Below are 18,649 nucleotides of genomic sequence, written 5' to 3'. Positions count from 1 at the left end.
GGCACTGACCTGCTGCTGTACGGATAGCAAAAAGGCCCTTTCCCATATTCCTGGGAAGGGCCTTTGAGCTGCTGTGGAGCTGAGGGGAATCGAACCCCTGACCTTCTCGATGCGAACGAGACGCGCTACCAACTGCGCTACAGCCCCTGGTGAAGCTTGCCCCTCGTTGGGAGCTCCATGAGCCTATCAGTGGCTCATGGAGCTCCCAACGAGGGGGGTCACTCTCCGACGGCCCGGCGGAACGGCCTGGTCCCGGGCTCGTCGAGCTCGTGGAAGGCCGGGTCCTCGTCGTCGAGGTCGACGACGACGGCTTGGCGCCGGAGGCGGGACATCGGGGACGGTTTGCGTTCCACGATGTCCGGGCGGTCGGCGGCGGCGACCTCGACGTCTTCGTGGGAGGTCTCGTCGTCGGCGATCGACGGGCGGCGCGGGGCGCGGGTGCTGTTGTAGCGGGCGAGGCGGCGTTGCCGGATCTCGTTCTCGATGCGCACCTGGCGGCGCAGGTAGGCCAGGTAGCCGATGAGGACGGCGTCGACGACACCGTTGGCCCACCAGACCATCGGCGTCAGGAAGCCGGCGACAGCCGCGGTGGTGACCACGAGTACCAGCAGGGCGATGACGACCCGTTGCCGGAACGCGTACTTGGCGCGTGCGGCGATGTCGGCCGCCTCGGGGTCGAACCCGCCCCGGCCGGGACGGTAGCCCGCGCTTTGGCGTTCTCGTTCGGTGCGGGACGCGCGCGAGGGCTGGGGAAGCGGTTCGGCTTCCGGCTCCTCCTCTTCGAGGTCGGCGTCGAGTTCCGCCTCGAGCTCGGCCAGGTCGTCTTCTACCGATGGTTCCGTGTTCTCCGCCATGGCGAACTCCTCCGGTCCCTCGTGGCGTGTGCTCCCGCTCCGCACGACTCGCGCCGCGAGGGCCGAGTCCGCCGTCCGTGCGACCTGCTGGCGCTTGCGGGCGACCATGGGCACGAGAACGACGAGCCATGCCGCTGCGAGCGCGACGATGATCACCGAACTGGGCATCTCCCGTCACCTCCCCCGATCCACTGCTGTAGTCACGCTAGCCACAACAGTCACACACGCCGCGCAGACTCGCCGGTTTCGATCACGGAAAATGCATCACCAAATTAGGTGAATCTCACAGTTTGTGGTAACGCGGTCACCGGAACGACCCGTGAGGAGGTCAAACCCGCTCCGCGAGGCCCTTCGCGACGAGCCGGGATACCAGTCCGTCACCGGTTTCTTCCTTGGTGACGGCGTAGCAGAAGTGGTCCCGCCAGCCGCCCGCGACGTCGAGATAACGCTCGAAGAGGCCCTCTCGCCGGTACCCGACTTTGGTGAGAACCCGCAGGCTGGGGGTGTTTTCGGGGCGGACGGTCGCCTCGAGCCGGTGCAGTCCGCCGAAGTCGAAGGCGTGGTCGGTGACGAGGGCGACGGCGCCGGTCGCGACACCGCTGCGGACGATGTCCGATGACACCCAGTAGCCGATCCAAGCGGACCGGAGGGAGGCCCGGATGACGTTACCCACAGTGATCTGCCCGACGAAGCGTCCATCTACCGTGATGGTGAACGGGAGGCATTGCCCGCGCCGGGCGAGGCCGCGCAGGGCCAGCCACTGCGACGGCCATGACCAGAACGCGTTGCGCTCCGGCCATGGTCCGACGCCGGTCGGTTCCCATCTCTCGAGATGTTCGCGGTCCCGCAGCCGGACGCGGCTCCACTCGCCGGCGTCCCGCAGCCGGACCGGTCGGACAGCCAGGATCCCGGCCGGTACCCGGAGCGGCCCGAGCTTCGCGGGCCAGCCCGGATGCCTGCTCTCGATCGGATAGGCGACGCCGGAAATCGGTGCGCCCATTACGCTCTCTGGGCCAGGAAGGTCACCTTGACCTGCTCGCCCGCCGCGACCTCGGTGAGATCCTCGTCGATGTTGATCAGGCAGTTCGCCTCGGCCAGCGACGCGAGCAGGTGCGCGCCGGAAGTGCCGAGTGGCTGCACCAGGTATTCGCCGTTGCCCTCGTCCCGCAGCAGTTGCCCGCGCAGGAAACCTTTGCGTCCCTTGGTCGAGGTGATCGGGGAGAGCAGCCGCGCGCCGACGATCCGGCGATGCGGGTTGCGGGTGCCGCGCGCGGCGCGGATCAGCGGGCGGACCAGGACCTCGAACACGACCAGCGCGCTCATCGGGTTGCCGGGGATCAGGAACGTCGGCACCGAATCGGGGCCGAGCCTGCCGAAACCCTGTACCGAGCCGGGGTGCATGGCGACGCGGGTCATGTCGATGTTGCCGAGATCGGACAGCGCCGCGTGCACCTCGTCGCCCGCGCTCCCGCCGGCGCCGCCCGCGACGACGACGATCTCCGACATCAGCAGGCGGCCTTCGACGATCTCGCGCAGCCGCTTCGGATCACCGGGGACGATGCCGACGCGGCTCACCTCGGCGCCCGCGTCCCGCGCGGCCGCGGACAGCGCGTAGGAGTTGACGTCGTAGACCTGCCCGACCGACGGGGTGCGGTCGATGTCGACCAGTTCGTCGCCGACGGACACGATCGAAACCCGCGGTCGCGGATAGACGAGCACCTTCGCGCGGCCGACAGCGGCGAGCAGGCCGACCTGGGCCGAGCCGATCGTGTCGCCCTTGCGCACGGCGACGTCACCGATCTGTACGTCCTCGCCGGTCCGGCGCACGTAACCGGCGGACGGCACCGACTTGTGCACGGTGACCTTGGCCTGGTGGCCGTCGGTGTAGGCGGTCGGGACGACGGCGTCGGCGAGGGTGGGCAGCGGCGCGCCGGTGTCGACGCGTACGGCCTGGCCGGGTTGCAGCCGTCGCGGCTGGCGTGAACCGGCGGCGATCTCGCCGACCACCGGCAACTGCACCGGCTCCTGGCCGGCGGTGCGGACGTCGACGCTTCGCACGGCGTAACCGTCGACGGCGGCCTGGTCGAAACCGGGCAGCGCGTGTTCGGCGACGACCTCTTCGGCGCACAGGAGGCCTTGGGCCTCGGAGATGGCGACCCGGACCGGTCGCGGGCGTACCGCGGCGTCCAGGGTCAGCGCGATCTGATCCTCGACGGAACGGAACTGTCCCGCGTCTTCGGTCTCGGCCGCTTCGGCGATGGGCTCCGTCATGACTGGGAAATCTCGATCCGTTCGTTCGACCAGGCACGCGATGAAGGCCCGTCGGTGAACTGAAGTTCACCACCGTTACCAGGAGTGATGCGGTCCGAAGCCGTGGAAATCGCCCGATCGGGCAAGCTCCTCGTGGTCCGTGCCGCCGGGGTGGTCGCTGCGCCTGTCATAGGCGTGAAGCCTAACCTGACCACGTGGGCAAGCCCGGCAATGAACACCTGAGCAAGGCGGAGTGGCGTTCCCGGATAACCGCCGAACGGCGTTCGCTGGTACCGGAAGAGCGGGCTCGTGAGGCGGTTTCGCTGGCCGCCGCGGCCGTCCTGTTGCCGGGCGCGGTCGTGTGCGCGTACGTCCCGTTCGGCACCGAGCCGGGGTCGGCGTCGCTCCTTGATCAACTTCGCGACCAGGGCAAACGCGTGCTGCTGCCGATCGTCCCCGGCGCACCGGGGCCGCTCGGCTGGGCCGACTACGAAGGCCCGTCGAGTCTCGGGCCGGGCCGGCTACGGGGACTGCTCGAACCGACCGGCCGCCGGCTCGGTCCCGACACGCTGGGGGCGGCCGAGCTGGTCCTGATCCCCGCGCTCGCCGTCGACGACGAAGGCGTCCGGCTCGGCAGGGGCGCCGGGTACTACGACCGGTCACTCTCCTTCGCCGCGCCGGACGCCGCGCTGATCGCCGTCGTCCGGGACACCGAACTCGTTCATCACTTGCCCGCGGAACCGCATGACGTCCGCATGACCGGGGTACTGACCCCGGAGCACGGCCTGGCGCCGCGCCCGGTAATAGACTGACGCCCCGACGCAGTGGTTCAGAAAGGGCACAATGAGCTCTGAAGCGCACCTGTCCGATCGTTTCGCCGAAACGCTGTCGAAAATGCGTTCCGCGGGCGCACACGCCATGGAACTGGCCGCCCTGCGACGACGTATCGAGCAGCTGTCCGAACCCGGCGCGGGTGAATTGCCGGGAAACGAACTCGAACCCCTCGGTGACATCAGCAGGCTCGTGGATCTGCCGGAACCGGACGCCGAAGAAGCGCGCCGGGTCCTGGACCGCACCGCTGTCCTCAAACTCAATGGCGGACTCGGCACGAGCATGGGGCTCACCGGACCGAAATCGCTGCTGGAAATCAAACCGGGCAAGACGTTCCTCGACGTCATCGCGATGCAGGTGCTCTCCACCCGCGAGAAGTACAACGCGCGGCTGCCGCTGATCCTCATGAATTCGGCGGGCACCCGCGAGCCCTCGCTGGAGTTGTTGAAGAAGTACCCCGATCTCGCCGACGAGGCCATCCCCGCCGACTTCCTGCAGGGCCGCGAACCGAAGATCACCGCCGACGGCGGGCCGGTCGAGTGGCCAGCCAACCCGGAACTCGAATGGTGCCCGCCGGGCCACGGCGACATCTACATCGCGCTCGCGGTGAGCGGGATGCTCGATCTCCTGCTCGCCCAAGGCATCCGCTGGTGCTTCGTGTCCAACGCCGACAACCTCGGCGCGCTCCCGGACGCCCGGATCGCCGCGTGGCTCGCCAGCGAGAACATCCCGTTCGCGATGGAGACCGTGCTCGGCACCGCGGCCGACCGCAAGGGCGGCCACCTCGCGCTGCGCGACGGCCGGATCGTCCTGCGTGAATCCGCACAGGTGCCCGACGGCGACGACTCGTTCGGCGACGTCGCCAAGTGGCGGTTCTTCAACACCAACAACATCTGGTTCGACCTCGAACGGCTGAAGGAACTGCAGGACGCCGACCCCGCCGCGCCGGTGCTGCCGCTGATCGTGAACCGGAAGACCGTCGATCCGGCCGATGCCACCAGTACACCGGTGATCCAGCTCGAAACGGCGATGGGAGCGGCGATCGGCTCGGTCGAGGGTGCGCGGGCCATCGAGATCCCGCGCACCCGGTTCGCGCCGGTCAAGACCACCGACGACCTGCTCGTCGTCCGTTCCGACGCCTACGTGCTCGACCCCGGCGGGGAGCTGATCCCGGAGTACACCACCACCCCGCCGGTCGTGTCGCTGAGCAAGGAGTTCTACAAGCTCTTGCCGGACTTCGACGCGCGCATCCCTTCCGCGCCTTCGCTCAAGGAGTGCACGAGTCTCGAAGTGGACGGCGACGTCACCTTCGGGAAGAACGTCGTCGTCCGGGGCGATGTGAAGCTCACCGGCCCGAAGACCATTCCGGACGACGAAGTCCTCTAGCTCCGCTGAGCGATGAACACGTACTCGCGTCCTGGACGATCCGGGGCGTCCCGGACGTCCAGGACGCGGAAACCGTGTTCGCTCAGCAGCGCCTCCAAGTCTTCGCGCTCACGGAACCACAAGGTCGAATCCGAGGTGACGACCTCGCCGTCGGAGAACCGGTAGCTGTACCGGAACGAGACGAACGGGAGGTTCACCTCGGTGACCTCGCGCCACTGCTCGACTTCGCCGACGCCCGGGACGTCGATGATCTCGTGCGCGGTGTCGGCGCTCCAGTCCTCCCACGCGCGGCGGCCCGGACGCCGGATCTCGAACACCAGATACCCGCCGGGCGTCAGCGCGGTGTGGATGCCTTCGAGAGTCCGGTCCCACTCGGCGTCGGTGAGGAAGACCTGGGCCACGTTCCCGGTCATCACGGCGAGATCGGCGCCCACCTCACCCGCGGCTTTCGCGTCACCGTGGATCCAGGTGATCTTCCCTGCCGCGTCCTTGGCTTTCGCGATCTCCAGTGACGCCTCGGCCGGATCGACCCCCACCACCTCGATCCCGCGTGCGGCCAGGAGGACGGCGAGGCAGCCGGTGCCGCAACCGACGTCGAGCACTCGTTTCGCCCCGAGTTCCTCGATGATGGCGAGGTAGTGGTCGAGGTCGTCGCGAGCGCCGTCGAAGGCGTCGTAGATCGGCGCGAGCCGGGCGTGGGCGAAGAGCGCGTCAGGCATTCGGCGACGATAGTTCCGGGACACGTTCGGCAGCCACGGATTTATGACGGGGCCGCCAGACCCGATTTCCCAGCAGCGCGAGGAACGCGGGCAGCAGCACCCCGCGGACCAGGGTGGCGTCGATCAGTACGGCGACCGCCATCCCGACGCCCATCATCTTGTACTCGATCGCGCTCAGCGTGATGAAGACGCTGAACACCCCGACCATGATCACCGCCGCGCTGCTGACCACCCCCGCGCTGCTGCCGGTACCGCGGACGATCGCGGCGAGGGCACCGTCGGCCCGGTGTTCACGGATCCGGCTGAGGATGAAGATGTGGTAGTCCATGCTCAGTCCGAGCAGCAGGACGAACATGAACATCGGCAGCCAGCCGACCACCCCGCCGTACGGGGTGAAACCCAGCAGTGAGGCGAAGTGCCCGTGCTGGAAGATCCAGGTGAGCACGCCGTAGGCCGCGCCGATCGACAGCAGGTTGAGCGCGATCGACACGAGAGACACCGCCACCGATCGGAAAGCCAGCAGCAGTAGCACGAACGCGGCCAGCACCACGAAACCGAAGACCAGTGGCATCCGCTCGATGACCCGGTCGGCGAAGTCGCGGGCGTTCGCCGTCCGGCCGGATACGGCGAACTCGACCCCGTCCACCTCGCCGATCGTCGCGGGCAGCACCTCGGTGCGCAGTTTCGCCAGCGCGGCATCGGAGGTCGCGTCCCGGCCCGCGCCGGACAGCGGGACCCGGACGACCACCGCGTCACCGGCGTTCCCGACCGCGAGCGGTTTGTTCAGCACCCCACCGGTTTCGCCGATCCGCCGGTCGAGTTCCGTGATCGCCGACCGGAGCGCCGGACTGTCCACCGGGCCCCCGTTCTCGGCCGTCAGTACCACTGTCGCGGGATAGACCACCCCGGGAAACGCTTCCTGGGTGCGGATGGCGGCGTCGATCGTCGCCGTCGATCGCGGCAGGCTCTCCGCCGGTGTCGGATCCTGCAGGTGCATGCCGAGCGCGGGCAGCGTGAGCAGGATCAGCAACGCGGTCGCGAGTCCGCCCCACAACGCCGGCCGCCGGGTGACCGCCCGTGCCGTAGCGGACCAGAACCGCGAGCTTTCCGCGACCGTGCGTCGCTTGCCCAGCCAGGGAATCCGGCCTCGATCGACCTTGTCACCCAGCAGTGAAAGCAACGCGGGCAGGACCAAGACCGCGCCGAGCACGGCCAAACCGACCACGAACACCGTACTGATCGCGAGGCCGCTGAAATTGTCGAGTCCCGTGAACACCAACCCGCTCACACAGAGGACGACCGTGACGCCGGAGACGACCACGACGTGGCCGGACGTCCTCGCCGAGATCCGGATCGCGTCGTCGACGGAGTGCCCGCGCGCGCGTTCTTCCCGTTGTCGCCTGAGAAAGAACAGCGAGTAGTCGACACCGACCGCCATTCCGATGAGCAGGGTGATCACCGTCGTCGCGCCGTTGATCGGGGCGAAGTCGTCGACGACGGAGAGGAACCCGAACGTCGCCGCCACACTCGTGCCCGCCAGCAGCAAGGGGACCGACGCGGCGACCAGCGCGCCGAACACGATCAGCAGGATCACCAGCGTCAGCGGCAGGGAAAGGAACTCGGACCGCTTGACGTCCTCCCGGATTCCCTTGTCGACCACGGTCGAGAGACTGAGATCGCCGGACAGGCCCAGCCGGACCGACGGATGCCGGGCCGCGACCTGGTCGATCCGCGTCGCCGCGGTCTCGAAGTTGGGGCGGATTTCCTGCTCCCCGCCCGCGATCGAGAAGCCGACCAGACCGGACCTGCCGTCACCGGAAACTCTTTCCTCGCCAGCGGTGGTCAGCGGGGACCGGACGTCGGCGACGGCGCCGGACCGGGCGAGCGTGGTGACCAGGTCTTCGGTCGCCCGCCGGAGGTCCCCGTTGGCGGCGAACGGGGGAGAGCCGGGGTCCTTCGCCTCGACGAGAACGTTCTCGCGTAGGGGATCGAAGGTGTTCTGGGCGTTCAAGGCGGTTTGCGCGCGGCCGGATTCACCGGGATCGGTACTGCGTCGGCTTTCGCCGTCCAGCAGTGTTCCCGACAGCAGGGCGATGAGCACCAGCGCGACCCAGGCGACGAGGGTCAGCGCGCGGTGTCGCAGAGACCAGACGGCGATCCGCTCGGTCACCGGTGCGCGCGATTTGTTTTCGGGCAGCATGAACTACAGTCCTTTGCGTGAAGGAGTGAGATGCCTCGGGCGAGGTTTTTGCTTCTTCTTTCCTGGGTCGTCGAGTTGCCGCTCGGCGGCCCAGGGCCTTTCGATCCGGTTCAAGCCGGAGCGCGGGTGGTCAGTCGACCTCCTTGAGGATCCGCTCGACCGATCCCACGTTCTTCTGGAGATCGGCGAGGCGCCCGTCGAGTTCGGTGAGTTTGCGTTCGGTCTCTTCCTGCGCCTGGACGGCCTTTTCCGCGAGCCTGCGGTATTCCTGCTCGCGCGCGAGCGCGCCCTTGGCCCGGATGGTCGCGCCGAACTGCCAGACGACCACCGTGATCACCACGGTGAGGAACACGAAGATGCCGACCAGTCCGGCGACCTCCTGCCATTGATGCCACTTCACGGTCGCTCCCTCTGCTCGCCCTCGTCCGTTATCGCCGTGTCCGGTGTCGCTGTACCCGGTGTTGACCTACTCAGCGTCGGTGCCGCGGCGGCGATGGCGTCCGGGCTCAGTTCGACCAGGAACGGATTCACCTCGTAGAACTTCATCGCCTTCCCGTCCTCCGACAGTTCGAGAGTGGCCGACACGAGTCCGGCCGCCTCCAGTTTGCGCAGGTGGAGCTGCATGAGCGCCCGGCTGATGCCGAGCTCTCGCGCCAGCTGGCTCACGTACGCGCGCTCCGCGCGGAGCGCCGCGACAATGCGCAGCCGGTGTGGATTCGCCAGAGTTCCCAGCAGCCGCAGCAACTCGTCGCCGGTCGGTCCGGTGTCGTTCACCCCACGCTCCTGCACATGCCAAAGAAATCTAGCAGGTGCCGACTCCGTCTACCAGGTGCTCCAGCCAGACGTTCGGTTCCACATAGACGCCGAGGTCCAGCGCCGAGGAGGCGAGTACCGGCGCGATCCCGCCCGGCACGGTCGTGAGACCGTCCCGGAGTTCGACACCGGTCCACGCCTTCCACTGCGCGAAGGTGCCCGTCACCGTCATCGCGAACGGCGCCACCTTCACGAACCGGGCACCTAGCCGCTCGTGCGTGCGCAGCCACGGATCCTCCGGCAGCCCGTCCGGCCGACGGCGGGCGACATAGTCCTCAAAGGACAGTCCCGGTTCGTTCTCCTTCCCGGCCGGACGGACCGGCACGACGAGTTTGCGCATCCCCGTCCCCGAGGCGCGTTCTTTCAACGCTTCCAACGCTTTCGTGGCCAGGCCGCCACCTCGGTGGCCTGGCGTGACCATCACTTCGAGTGCGATCAGCGTATTCGTCTCACGGGTGCTCATCAGGTCTTCCGCGGCCCAGATCAGGGCGGCGTCCCAGCCGTGGTCCGGCAGTTCCGGGCGTTCGGCCGTCGGGAATTCGACCGGGACGGCGGCCGCTCTCGCCACCGGGACGTCGTCTTCCAGCAGGACGAGGAAGTACTCCGGCCAGCGTGCGGCCAGATGGGACGACTTCGCCAGCAAACCGGTCTGGTCGTGCTGGAGGAACTCGCCGCCGACACCGCCGAGGCGGAGCGCGGGCTCGCGCAGCTCGGGCCGGGTGGACAGGTCTTCGATCACGATCATGTCCTCAGTAGACCCGAGGGCACGCTTCTCACGAGGTGGTTTTCAGGTACGGCTTTCGTTCGCGCCGTGGCTGTTCACGAGGGGGAGATGTCTGTGCGGTGCGGGCTTAACGTACCGGCAGCGCGCGGCGCCGTCCGGTGATGCCGGTGGTGTTGAGGTTGGCGCGCTCGCCCGCGGAGTGCCCGTCGAGGTAGCCGCTGCCGGACAGCCGCCTCGGCGGGGCCGAGCGCAGGTCGCCGTATCGCTCGTCGTATGCCTGTTTGACCATCGTCGTCCGGTCCTGGATCACCAGTTCGGCGGAGCGACGGCCCGCGGTGGCGGTGTGGGTGCGGGCCGCGGTGTCCTCGCTGTTGCGCAGCCGCTCGTAGACCGCGCCGGAGAACCCGTGCAGCCAGGTGCGCCGGTACGCGGCCAGCGATTCGCCCGCGAACACGCGGTTCTCCGGGCGGACCCTGGTCAGCTGGGTGGTCGCCTGCAGCAACAGGCTCGTGTACAGCAGTTCGACCCGCTCCAGATCCGAGCGGAAACCGAAGACGGTCACCCCGGTGACGGATTGGCCGAGCCGGTGCAGCAGGGCCCGGCAGCGCAGCGGATGGGCGATGTTCGTGAGCAGTCCCGCCTTGTCCCGGCTGTACGGGTTGTCGATCGGGATCAAGACCTGGGTGATCTCGTCGGCCGTCGCCCCTGAATCGGCCAGCAGCGCCTGATCGATGCCGTACCGGGCGATCAGTTCGGCGGCCTTGGTGTTGTACGACTCCGCTTCGGCCTCGGTGACCGCCGGGTCCTCCGCCTTGGCGAGAAGTTTCCGGACGCGTGCGAGCAGCGTGTCATGGTCGGGCATGGCTCCCCCTTCCTGAGTGGGTTGGAGTGGATCAACCTAGGAGAGGGGTCCGACAATATTCGCCCAGATGTTCGGATCCCGGCAAGGGGGTGGCATGTCGGCCGAGGTGTCGGTGCCCGGCTCCTCCGGGGTCAGCCGAGGTAGGCGTCGAGCGTGACGGCCAGCGCGATCTCCGGTGACGACGCGAAACTGGCGCCCGCCAGCCCGCCCCAAAGCCACAGCTGGGCGAGACCGTGCAGCGACGCCCACAGTGAGGACGCGAGCAACCGCGGATCGGTGGCGGGATGCCAGTCTTCGTGCTGGACGTCGGCGACCAGCGTGGCGAAGAAGTCGAACACCGCGCTGCTCACCCGCGTGAGTTCGGGATCGGCCGGATCGATGAGGTCGCGGCGGAACATCAGCTCGAACATCGCCGGATTGGCCAGCGCGAAGTCGAGATAGCCGTGGCAAGCCGCGATGAGCCGTTCTCGCGGCGTCGCGTCCGGCAGTTCGGTGCCCCGGTCGAGCAGCTCGGTGTAGCCGCGGGTGGCGACGGCCGAGAGCAGGGCGGCGCGGCCGGTGAAGTGACGCAACGGCGCCCCGTGCGAGACGCCGGCCGCTTTCGCGATCCCGCGCAGCGTCACGGCTGCGACGCCGTCTTCGGCCAGCAGGTTCGCCGCGGTGTCGATCAGGCGGGTTCGGGCGCCCATGGACGGCTCTCCTCGAGGACGGGCAGGAGGTCGGGGCGTTTGGGCAGGAAGCCGTCACCAGGCTGGCGGCCGATGAGCCGGTTGCGGAACCGGCTGACCGCGACCGGGAGTACCTCTTTGGCCACCCAGCGCAGGTCCGCCCGCAGGCCGGCGCGTCCGGCCGGGCCGGGGAGCGGTTCGAGCCATGACGAGTCGTGCGCGACGCCGAGTCTATCGAGCACGTGCCCTGCCAGCCGCCGGTGGCCTTGCTCGGACAGGTGCAGCCGATCCGGACCGAAGTAGCGGGAATCGTGCGCGGCGTGATCCGGCCAGAGGTCGACGAGCGTCGCGCCGTAGCTGACGGATGCTTCGCGGACGGCGTCGTTCAACGCGGTGAGACGCGGGCGCACGCGTTGCCCCATCGGCATGCGGTGGGAGATGTCGCTGAGGGTGAAGGTGACGACGGTTGGCGCGATCTCGGTGCAGGCACGGATGGCCGTGTCGACGCGGCGGGCGACCGTCCGCGCGTCCCAGCCTCGGCTCATCACGTCGTTCCCGCCGCCGAACAGCGCGATCAGATCCGGCTGGAGCCTGCTCGCCGCCGGGGTCTGTTCGGCGTGGATCTGGTCGAGTCTGCGACCGCGGACCGCGAGGTTGGCGTAGCGCAATCCGGGCTCGTCCTCGGCGAGGCGTCCCGCGACGAAGTCGGCCCAGCCGCGGTAGTACCCGCCCGCCGGATGAGGGTCGGCCAGCCCTTCGGCGCAGCTGTCGCCGAGCGCGACGAAACGTTGGTAGCCCATCCAGATCTCCGTAACCGCGAGTTCACCTTGTAGACACTTTCTATCAAACTGATGTAGACGCTGTCTACTCGGCGCGTGGCAGGCTCGTGTCATGATCGACGATGTCGCGCAAGAGTCCCTGCATAGTGATCTGCGCGAAGTCCGCGAGGTGATGCTCTGGAAGCTCGACGGGCTGGGGGAGTACGAGATCCGCCGTCCCCTGACCCGGACCGGGACCAACCTTCTCGGGTTGGTCAAGCACCTGTCGCTCTGGGAGTCCCGGTACTTCGGCGAGGTCTTCGACCGGCCGTTTCCCGAGCCCTTGCCCCGATGGGACGACCTCGGGCAACGAGGTGCCGACATGTGGGCCACCGAGCACGAGACGCGCGAGGAGATCGTCGGCCGCTACCGACGCGTCTGGGACCACTCCGACGCGACGATCGCGGCTCTGGCCCTTGACTCGCCTGGCCACGTGCCCTGGTGGCCGCGACCTCACGTGACGCTGTTCACCATTCTGGTCCACATCCTCACCGAAACCAGCCGGCACGCTGGACACGCCGACATCCTGCGCGAACAACTGGACGGCTCGACCGGGACTGGTACCGACTACTCCACCCGGCAGCGTGACGAGGCCTTCTGGGAAACCCGGCGCGACCAGATCGAGCAAGCCGCCAAGGCCGCCGCCCAGCCCGCTCGCGGCGGTCGGTCCTAGGCAAGGAGGGGACGATCCGCCCTCAGCGTGCCCACAACCGGTCCAACGCCGTTCGGCTCTCCTCGTCCGCCGCGCGGTGGATCGCCAGCAGTTGGTCCGGGTCTTGGAGCGGCGTGAGCACTTCGAAGTCCACCGCGATCAGGCCGGCTAACGGGTGCCGCATCACCTTGCGCCCTCGGCCCTTCACCTTGACGTCCTGCTGCGTCCACAGTCGCGCGAAGTCCTCGACGCCTGCGAGGAGGTCGGCGATGAGGTCGTTCAGCACGTGGTCCTCGGGGTGCGTGGCCCACGCGGCGCGCAGGTGGGCCACGCCCTCCCGCACCACCTGTTCGCGGTCGACGTAGAACTCGCGGATCTCCGGGTGCGCCAGGCACAGCCAGATCGAGTTGCGCTGCGATGGCGGCAGCGTGCTGAAGTCCAGTAACAGCTTCGCCATCTCGTCGTTCCAGGCCAGGATGTCGGAGCGGTGGTTCATCAGCATGGCAGGCAGCGGCGACAGGTCGGCGACCAGCCTCGCCAGCGGTGGTGCCGCGGTGGTGGCCGGCTTGTCGGCGTTGGGCGGGCGCTGCTGGGCCAAGTCGAACAGGTACGTGCGCTCGTCGGGGGTCAGGCGCAGCGCGTCGGCCAGCGCCTCCACCACGTCCGCCGAGGGCCGCAGCCCGCGGGCCTGTTCCAGCCGCACGACGTAGTCGACGCTCACCCCGGCCAGTTCGGCGACCTCCTCCCGGCGCAGTCCCGGTGTTCGCCGGGACTGACGGCGCGCGGGCAGACCAAACTCGTTCGGGTCAAGGCGTTCGCGCCGGGCCCGCAGGAACGCGGCCAGCTGCTGTGTCGTGTCCACGGTGCGCGTCATCGCGGTCGATGCTACCGGCAGGGTGGGACTGGCCTTCCCAGGAACTTCCCTCCCTTATCCCCCGCTGGCGATGATCCCAGACTTCGTGTTCCACCAAGGACGGAGAACACGATGCCACTCACCCTCGACACCTACCGGCTGCTGGGCCGCTCCGGGCTACGGGTCTCACCGCTGGGGCTCGGCACGGCCACCTTCGGCACCGAATGGGGCTGGGGCGCCGAGAAGCACGAGGCGCGCAAGCTGTTTGACACCTACGTCGATCGAGGCGGCAACTTCCTGGACACCGCCAACACCTACACCGACGGCAGTTCCGAGCGCCTGCTGGGCGAGTTCGCCCGCGACGACCGCGAGAGCCTTGTGCTGGCGACGAAGTACACGACGCTGCGCACGCCCGGAGACCCGAACTCCGGGGGCAGCAGCCGCAAGAGCCTGTTCACGTCGGTGGAGGGCAGCCTGCGGCGGCTGAACACCGACTACATCGACCTGCTCCACCTGCACGTGTGGGACTTCACGACGCCGGTCGAGGAGATCCTGCGCGGCATGGACGACCTGGTCCGGCAGGGCAAGGTCCTCTACGTGGCGATGTCCAATGTGCCCGCCTGGGAGATCTCGCGGATGCAGGCGATCGCCGACCTGCGCGGCTGGTCGCCGCTGGTCGCGTTGCAGGTCGAGTACAACCTCGTCAACCGGACCGCGGAACGCGACCTGATCCCCATGGCACGGGAGATGGGGCTGGGCGTGACCCCGTACTCGCCGCTGGCGGGAGGCCTGCTCACCGGCAAGTACAGCCGCGCCGACCTGACCGCACCGGGCCCGGGCTCCGGCGACAGCACCCGCAAGGACGTCAACCTGGGCTTGGGGATGCTCACCGAACGCGCCCTCGCCATCGCCGACGTCGTGCGGGAGGTCGCCGCGGACCTGGACCGCACACCTGCCCAGGTCGGGCTGGCCTGGACCCTGCGGAGCCCCGGCGTGACGGCACCGATCATCGGCGCACGCACCCCCGCGCAACTGGAGGACAACCTGGGTGCCCTGGAGGTCGACTTCACCGCACCCCAACTGGCCCGCCTCGACGAGGCCAGCGCGATCGAACTCGGCACCCCCCACGACCTGCTCGCCAGCGACCACGGCCGCAAGGTCTCCCGAGGTGATATGAAGATCGAGACCCGTCGCTGACGCGCGCGTGGCAAGCGCGGGACCACCTGGAACCGGCTCCAGCACCCTGTACCTGCCGAAAACCTCATCAGTGCAGGCGAAGGGGTATCCGCAGGGACCCTGAGCAGCCGCGGTCGTGATCCCACCCTGCTGTCGATGAGCACGGCAGGATGGTCATCCTTAAGGCTTCAGCTGGCCTACCCTGCTCCGTCAAAGATTGTGTCGTGGTCAGAGAACGCCCGGCGATGTCACCTTGTTCGAGGGCGTAAACGGAAGCGAACGGCCGAGCAACGCGATGAGCCGGTCGCCGGTGCCGGCGCGCGGCGGTGCCTCGACAGCGTGGTCGAAGGCACCGCCGGGTCCGCGCACTGGCGTGCCATCGGGGTAGCGGCTCGCTACGCCCAGTGCGGCCGTCGCGAGTTCGTCGTCCCAGCGGTGTTCGCGGCCGAGCGCGATGTCGAGGTCCCAGTCGTGCACGAGGGTGTCGACGAAGAGCACAGCCAGGACGTTCTTGCCCGGCAGCGGCCCGAGTTCGCCGAAGTCGAAGGTCTTCTGCAGGGCCTGGTCGTCGAAGGCGGCGAGGAACTCGGCGGAGCTTTCTTCGTAGGCCGTGGCGAGGTTGTCGACTGTCGTCGAGCGGGTCGTGCGAGGGCGGTCCGCCGCCCGCGCGGCAGCCCGCTCGTTGTTGTCGATCAGGTGTTCCACGAGGTCGCGGACGGTCCACTCGGCGCAGGGGGTCGAGCGGTCCCAGTCGTCGGCACCGATTCCCGCGATCGTGGTCCGGGTGGCGTGATGCGCCCGGGTCGACAGTGAGAGAAGGTCCATGGACTTAAACTATACGAACGATCGTGCTATCTTCTGGAGGGTGAGCACTCTCGAAGTGAACGCGGTCTTCGTAGGACGGCCGTCAGTGCTGGGGCTGAAGCGTGACGTCCCGGTGTACAGCGCCATAGCGAAATCACGCGTGGAGACGTCCTCGGTGAAACTCGGCGAGATCAATTTGGCCGGTGACGACCAGGCGGATCGCACCGTTCACGGCGGCGTCGACAAGGCGGTCTACGTCTATCCGGCCACGCACTACGCGGCCTGGTCCGAGCAGGGCTTCCCGGTGGTCGCGGGCGATTTCGGGGAGAACGCGTCGGTGACGGGCGCCGACGAGTACGACGTACGCGTCGGCGATGTCTGGGCCTGGGGAGACGCGCTGGTCCAGGTCTCGCAGCCGCGGACGCCGTGTTTCAAACTCGCGATGAAGACCGGGCGCAAGGACGTCATCCCGGCGATGATCGATTCCGGCCGCAGCGGCTGGTACCTGCGGGTGCTCCGGACGGGCGAAGTCCCCACTTCGGGGCGCATGACACTCGAAGAACGCGATCCGGTGAACCCGACGATCGCCGAGGTCTACGTCGCGTCGTTCACCAACGTCGCCCAGTTGGACGACGATCACCGGGCCGCGTACTGGGCGCTGCTGGATCGGGTCCTCGCGGCACCGGCGCTCTCCCGGCAGTACCGTGACGGCCTGGAATCGGCGAAACGGCGGCGGGAGGATCGGGATGCCGGTTGACGGCCGGGTGGCCCGCGGCGACGCGACGAGGCGGATCGTCCTGCGGCGCGCCGTCGACATCGCGTCGGTCGAAGGGCTCGAGGGGTTGTCTCTCGGCAGGCTCGCCACCGAGCTGGAACTGAGCAAATCCGGGGTGTTCGCGTTGTTCGGTTCCAAGGAGGAACTGCAGCTCGCGGCGATCGAGACGGCGAGCGCGATCTTCGCGGAGAACGTCGTCACCCCGACGCTGGAGGTCGAGCAGGGGATCGCCCGGCTGCGCGCCTTGTGCGCGAACTGGCTGGACTACTCGGAACGCCGGGTATTCCCCGGTGGCTGCTTCTTCTTCAACGCCGGGGCCGAGTTCGACGCGCGGACCGGCCGGGTCCACGACGCGGTGGCGAACGCGAGCCGCGCCTTCGCCAAGTTCATCCGGTCCACCGTCGTCGAAGCACGAAAGGCCGGACACCTTCGCGAATCCGTCGACGTGGACAGGCTGGCCTTCGAGCTGAACGCCCTCGGCCGGGCCGCGAACGCGGACTCGGTCATGTTCGGCGGCAAGGAGCCGTACGCGCTGGCTCGGGCCGCCATCGCCGCCCGTCTCGACTCCGCGGCAGTGCATTGAAAGGCCCCTTCATTGCAAATTTTGCAATGAAGGGGCCTTTCAATGCACTCGCGAGGCGCTACTTCCAGTCGACCTGAGTGGACCGGTAGAAGTCGATCCCCTGCTGAACCCACCGCGGGCTTTGCTTCGCCAGCCGGAGCCGGTAGGCGTCCCACGTGCGGGAAGCCTTCGGTGACCAGCCGATCTCGGCGTAACCCGGCAACCTCGGGAACGCCATGAACTCGATGTCGTCACTGGTGACGAGCGTTTCCGACCACAGTGGCGCCTCGACTCCGGCGACGTTCTGTTCCGTCACGCCCTGCAGGTGCGTGGCCGGGTCCCAGTCGTAGCCGGTCTTGACCTCGATCAACCCCGCCCAGCTCAGGCCGAGCCGCGTCTGCGGGTGGTACTTCATGTCCAGGTACGCCTTGTTGGCAGGCGACATCAGGATCTTGTTGCCCCGCTGCGCGGCCGCGGCGACATGGGCGTCCGTGCCGGTCGTGCCCCAGTACTGCGGGAGTGCCGAAACCGGGGGGTTGGTCTTGGCGATCTCGTGCCAGCCGGTGATCTGTTTGCCGTACTTCGCGACGATCGGCTGAACCCTCTTGGCGAAGGTCTGGTAATCCTCCGGAGTGGTCGCGTGCGCCTCGTCGCCCCCGATGTTGATGTACTTCCCCGGGGTGATCGCGGACAGTTCACGAAGGACGTCGTCGACGAACTTGTAGGTGATGTCCTTGGTGATGCACAGCGAGCTGTAGCCGACCGCGGTGTCCGTGCGCGGGGGCACCGCCACGCCGTCGCAGTTCAGTTCGGCGTAGGAGTGCTGTGCCGCGTTGGTGTGCCCCGGCATGTCGATTTCGGGAACGATCGTGATGTGCCGCGAAGCCGCGTAGCGCACCAGGTCCTTGTACTGCTCCTGGGTGTAGTAGCCGCCGGGCGCGCCGCCGACGGCGGTCTGCCCGCCCACGGTCGCCAGCTTCGGCCAGCTCTTGATCTCGATCCGCCAGCCCTGGTCGTCGCTCAGGTGCAGGTGCAGGGTGTTGATCTTGTACTGCGCGATCTGGTCGATGTAGAGCTTGACCTGCGCCGGGGTGAAGAAGTGCCGGGCGACGTCGAGCATCGCGCCGCGGTAACCGAAACGCGGATAGTCGAGCACGGAGCCGCCCGAGATCACCCAGGAACGGCGCTGGACGGTCTTCGCCTCGATCGCCGACGGAAGCAACTGGCGCAACGTCTGCACGCCGAGGAAGAGGCCCTTGTCGGTGTTCGCCTTCAGGGTCACGCCGCCGGGGGAGACCTTGAGCTGGTAGCCCTCGGTGCCGACCCTCCCGCCCGCGTGGCCGGTTTCGAGCGAGATGGCGGGACCGCCGCCGCGGTGACCGCTGACGACGGGCAGCCGGTAGCCGGTGGCGGACCGGAGCAGTCCGGCCAGGTAGTCGGCGACCTGTTTGCCGTCGCGGTCGGTGCGGATGACGGTCGCGGGGCTGAGCCGGAAGTCGGCGCGGGGGTCGGGCTTCGCTTCGACCGGCGCGGGGACGACGTCGGCGACGGTCCGCTCGGCCTTCGCGCGCTGTGCCGCCGCGGGGTCCGCGCTCGCCGTCGCGGGCAGTCCGAAGGTCACGAGACCCAGGACGGCCACGCCGAGCACGGCTCTGGACATGCGTTTACTCATGGAGCACCTCCGGTCGGGTACCTGGAGACT

At 68.4% G+C, this 18,649-nt stretch carries 20 protein-coding genes and 1 tRNA gene; 6 read left to right on the top strand and 15 right to left on the bottom strand.

The window, feature by feature from the left end; genetic code table 11:
- Positions 1-74: 74 nt before the first annotated feature.
- The 4 genes from ACZ54P_RS17510 to glp form a co-directional block, all read right to left on the bottom strand.
- A tRNA-Ala gene (locus tag ACZ54P_RS17510) sits at positions 75-147 on the bottom strand.
- A gap of 71 nt (positions 148-218) precedes the next feature.
- Positions 219-1,022, bottom strand: coding sequence for a divisome protein SepX/GlpR (gene sepX / locus ACZ54P_RS17505; protein ID WP_465462557.1), 804 nt, complete (start codon positions 1,020-1,022; stop codon positions 219-221).
- 160 nt (positions 1,023-1,182) lie between these two features.
- On the bottom strand, positions 1,183-1,854 hold the full coding sequence (locus tag ACZ54P_RS17500) for a GNAT family N-acetyltransferase (RefSeq protein WP_465462556.1): 672 nt from the start codon (positions 1,852-1,854) through the stop codon (positions 1,183-1,185).
- A complete protein-coding gene (gene glp / locus ACZ54P_RS17495) occupies positions 1,854-3,125 on the bottom strand; it encodes a molybdotransferase-like divisome protein Glp (RefSeq protein WP_364205522.1) in 1,272 nt (423 codons plus the stop codon). The genes ACZ54P_RS17500 and glp overlap by 1 nt, the downstream gene beginning before the upstream one ends.
- A gap of 218 nt (positions 3,126-3,343) precedes the next feature.
- On the opposite strand from glp, the gene ACZ54P_RS17490 reads away from it, so the two are divergent.
- Both ACZ54P_RS17490 and ACZ54P_RS17485 read left to right on the top strand, forming a co-directional pair.
- Positions 3,344-3,916 (top strand): 5-formyltetrahydrofolate cyclo-ligase, encoded by a 573-nt coding sequence (locus ACZ54P_RS17490; RefSeq protein WP_465462629.1) that lies wholly within the window; start codon positions 3,344-3,346, stop codon positions 3,914-3,916.
- A 31-nt stretch (positions 3,917-3,947) separates the two neighbouring features.
- Positions 3,948-5,321 (top strand): UTP--glucose-1-phosphate uridylyltransferase, encoded by a 1,374-nt coding sequence (locus tag ACZ54P_RS17485; RefSeq protein WP_465462555.1) that lies wholly within the window; start codon positions 3,948-3,950, stop codon positions 5,319-5,321.
- Here the strand turns inward: ACZ54P_RS17485 and ACZ54P_RS17480 are convergent.
- The 8 genes from ACZ54P_RS17480 to ACZ54P_RS17445 all read right to left on the bottom strand — a co-directional run bounded on the left by ACZ54P_RS17480 (position 5,318) and on the right by ACZ54P_RS17445 (position 12,107).
- Positions 5,318-6,040 (bottom strand): class I SAM-dependent methyltransferase, encoded by a 723-nt coding sequence (locus tag ACZ54P_RS17480; protein ID WP_465462554.1) that lies wholly within the window; start codon positions 6,038-6,040, stop codon positions 5,318-5,320. The two genes, ACZ54P_RS17485 and ACZ54P_RS17480, sit on opposite strands and share 4 nt — an antisense overlap.
- Positions 6,033-8,240 (bottom strand): MMPL family transporter, encoded by a 2,208-nt coding sequence (locus ACZ54P_RS17475; protein ID WP_465462553.1) that lies wholly within the window; start codon positions 8,238-8,240, stop codon positions 6,033-6,035. Before ACZ54P_RS17475 ends, ACZ54P_RS17480 begins: the two co-directional genes overlap by 8 nt.
- Before the next feature lie 130 nt (positions 8,241-8,370).
- Positions 8,371-8,640, bottom strand: a complete 270-nt coding sequence (locus ACZ54P_RS17470; protein ID WP_465462552.1) for a hypothetical protein — start codon at positions 8,638-8,640, stop codon at positions 8,371-8,373.
- Positions 8,637-9,014 carry an ArsR/SmtB family transcription factor gene (locus tag ACZ54P_RS17465; protein ID WP_465462551.1) on the bottom strand — a complete coding sequence of 126 codons (378 nt, stop codon included), beginning with the start codon at positions 9,012-9,014 and terminating at the stop codon, positions 8,637-8,639. The genes ACZ54P_RS17470 and ACZ54P_RS17465 overlap by 4 nt, the downstream gene beginning before the upstream one ends.
- A gap of 28 nt (positions 9,015-9,042) precedes the next feature.
- A complete protein-coding gene (locus ACZ54P_RS17460) occupies positions 9,043-9,798 on the bottom strand; it encodes a GNAT family N-acetyltransferase (protein WP_465462550.1) in 756 nt (251 codons plus the stop codon).
- 106 nt (positions 9,799-9,904) lie between these two features.
- Complete coding sequence (locus tag ACZ54P_RS17455) at positions 9,905-10,639, bottom strand: DUF2786 domain-containing protein (protein ID WP_465462549.1); 735 nt, start codon at positions 10,637-10,639, stop codon at positions 9,905-9,907.
- 131 nt (positions 10,640-10,770) lie between these two features.
- A complete protein-coding gene (locus ACZ54P_RS17450; RefSeq protein WP_465462548.1) occupies positions 10,771-11,328 on the bottom strand; it encodes a TetR/AcrR family transcriptional regulator in 558 nt (185 codons plus the stop codon).
- Positions 11,307-12,107 (bottom strand): SGNH/GDSL hydrolase family protein, encoded by an 801-nt coding sequence (locus ACZ54P_RS17445; protein WP_465462547.1) that lies wholly within the window; start codon positions 12,105-12,107, stop codon positions 11,307-11,309. Before ACZ54P_RS17445 ends, ACZ54P_RS17450 begins: the two co-directional genes overlap by 22 nt.
- A gap of 91 nt (positions 12,108-12,198) precedes the next feature.
- Between ACZ54P_RS17445 and ACZ54P_RS17440 the strand changes: the two genes are divergently transcribed.
- Positions 12,199-12,798, top strand: a complete 600-nt coding sequence (locus ACZ54P_RS17440; RefSeq protein WP_465462546.1) for a DinB family protein — start codon at positions 12,199-12,201, stop codon at positions 12,796-12,798.
- 22 nt (positions 12,799-12,820) lie between these two features.
- Here the strand turns inward: ACZ54P_RS17440 and ACZ54P_RS17435 are convergent, their stop codons facing one another.
- A complete protein-coding gene (locus ACZ54P_RS17435) occupies positions 12,821-13,651 on the bottom strand; it encodes a helix-turn-helix transcriptional regulator (RefSeq protein ID WP_465462545.1) in 831 nt (276 codons plus the stop codon).
- A 111-nt stretch (positions 13,652-13,762) separates the two neighbouring features.
- Between ACZ54P_RS17435 and ACZ54P_RS17430 the strand changes: the two genes are divergently transcribed.
- A complete protein-coding gene (locus tag ACZ54P_RS17430) occupies positions 13,763-14,827 on the top strand; it encodes an aldo/keto reductase (RefSeq protein WP_465462544.1) in 1,065 nt (354 codons plus the stop codon).
- Between the two features lie 207 nt (positions 14,828-15,034).
- Here ACZ54P_RS17430 and ACZ54P_RS17425 read toward each other — a convergent pair whose 3' ends face one another.
- Complete coding sequence (locus ACZ54P_RS17425; RefSeq protein ID WP_465462543.1) at positions 15,035-15,631, bottom strand: TIGR03086 family metal-binding protein; 597 nt, start codon at positions 15,629-15,631, stop codon at positions 15,035-15,037.
- 40 nt (positions 15,632-15,671) lie between these two features.
- On the opposite strand from ACZ54P_RS17425, the gene ACZ54P_RS17420 reads away from it, so the two are divergent.
- Both ACZ54P_RS17420 and ACZ54P_RS17415 read left to right on the top strand, forming a co-directional pair.
- On the top strand, positions 15,672-16,367 hold the full coding sequence (locus ACZ54P_RS17420; protein ID WP_465462542.1) for an MOSC domain-containing protein: 696 nt from the start codon (positions 15,672-15,674) through the stop codon (positions 16,365-16,367).
- The gene (locus ACZ54P_RS17415) at positions 16,357-16,968 is read left to right on the top strand and encodes a TetR/AcrR family transcriptional regulator (protein ID WP_465462541.1); all 612 of its coding nucleotides are present in this window, start codon (positions 16,357-16,359) and stop codon (positions 16,966-16,968) included. The genes ACZ54P_RS17420 and ACZ54P_RS17415 overlap by 11 nt, the downstream gene beginning before the upstream one ends.
- Before the next feature lie 58 nt (positions 16,969-17,026).
- Here the strand turns inward: ACZ54P_RS17415 and ACZ54P_RS17410 are convergent, their stop codons facing one another.
- On the bottom strand, positions 17,027-18,619 hold the full coding sequence (locus ACZ54P_RS17410) for a beta-N-acetylhexosaminidase (protein WP_465462540.1): 1,593 nt from the start codon (positions 18,617-18,619) through the stop codon (positions 17,027-17,029).
- Positions 18,620-18,649: the final 30 nt, after the last annotated feature.

This window comes from Amycolatopsis sp. NPDC034160, assembly GCF_055575355.1.
The sequence above is the reverse complement of the archived record's forward strand: the minus strand, read 5'-3'. Positions and strand labels throughout refer to the sequence as shown.

Excerpts from the sequence above, each read along its gene's own strand:
- ACZ54P_RS17480 (WP_465462554.1), bottom strand. The coding sequence starts at position 6,040 with ATGCCTGACGCGCTCTTCGCCCACGCCCGGCTCGCGCCGATCTACGAC.
- ACZ54P_RS17410 (WP_465462540.1), bottom strand. The coding sequence starts at position 18,619 with ATGAGTAAACGCATGTCCAGAGCCGTGCTCGGCGTGGCCGTCCTGGGT.
- ACZ54P_RS17440 (WP_465462546.1), top strand. The coding sequence starts at position 12,199 with ATGATCGACGATGTCGCGCAAGAGTCCCTGCATAGTGATCTGCGCGAA.
- ACZ54P_RS17485 (WP_465462555.1), top strand. The coding sequence starts at position 3,948 with ATGAGCTCTGAAGCGCACCTGTCCGATCGTTTCGCCGAAACGCTGTCG.
- ACZ54P_RS17460 (WP_465462550.1), bottom strand. The coding sequence starts at position 9,798 with ATGATCGTGATCGAAGACCTGTCCACCCGGCCCGAGCTGCGCGAGCCC.
- glp (WP_364205522.1), bottom strand. The coding sequence starts at position 3,125 with ATGACGGAGCCCATCGCCGAAGCGGCCGAGACCGAAGACGCGGGACAG.
- ACZ54P_RS17455 (WP_465462549.1), bottom strand. The coding sequence starts at position 10,639 with ATGCCCGACCATGACACGCTGCTCGCACGCGTCCGGAAACTTCTCGCC.
- ACZ54P_RS17445 (WP_465462547.1), bottom strand. The coding sequence starts at position 12,107 with ATGGGCTACCAACGTTTCGTCGCGCTCGGCGACAGCTGCGCCGAAGGG.
- sepX (WP_465462557.1), bottom strand. The coding sequence starts at position 1,022 with ATGCCCAGTTCGGTGATCATCGTCGCGCTCGCAGCGGCATGGCTCGTC.
- ACZ54P_RS17500 (WP_465462556.1), bottom strand. The coding sequence starts at position 1,854 with ATGGGCGCACCGATTTCCGGCGTCGCCTATCCGATCGAGAGCAGGCAT.
- ACZ54P_RS17450 (WP_465462548.1), bottom strand. The coding sequence starts at position 11,328 with ATGGGCGCCCGAACCCGCCTGATCGACACCGCGGCGAACCTGCTGGCC.
- ACZ54P_RS17435 (WP_465462545.1), bottom strand. The coding sequence starts at position 13,651 with ATGACGCGCACCGTGGACACGACACAGCAGCTGGCCGCGTTCCTGCGG.
- ACZ54P_RS17415 (WP_465462541.1), top strand. The coding sequence starts at position 16,357 with ATGCCGGTTGACGGCCGGGTGGCCCGCGGCGACGCGACGAGGCGGATC.
- ACZ54P_RS17430 (WP_465462544.1), top strand. The coding sequence starts at position 13,763 with ATGCCACTCACCCTCGACACCTACCGGCTGCTGGGCCGCTCCGGGCTA.
- ACZ54P_RS17425 (WP_465462543.1), bottom strand. The coding sequence starts at position 15,631 with ATGGACCTTCTCTCACTGTCGACCCGGGCGCATCACGCCACCCGGACC.
- ACZ54P_RS17475 (WP_465462553.1), bottom strand. The coding sequence starts at position 8,240 with ATGCTGCCCGAAAACAAATCGCGCGCACCGGTGACCGAGCGGATCGCC.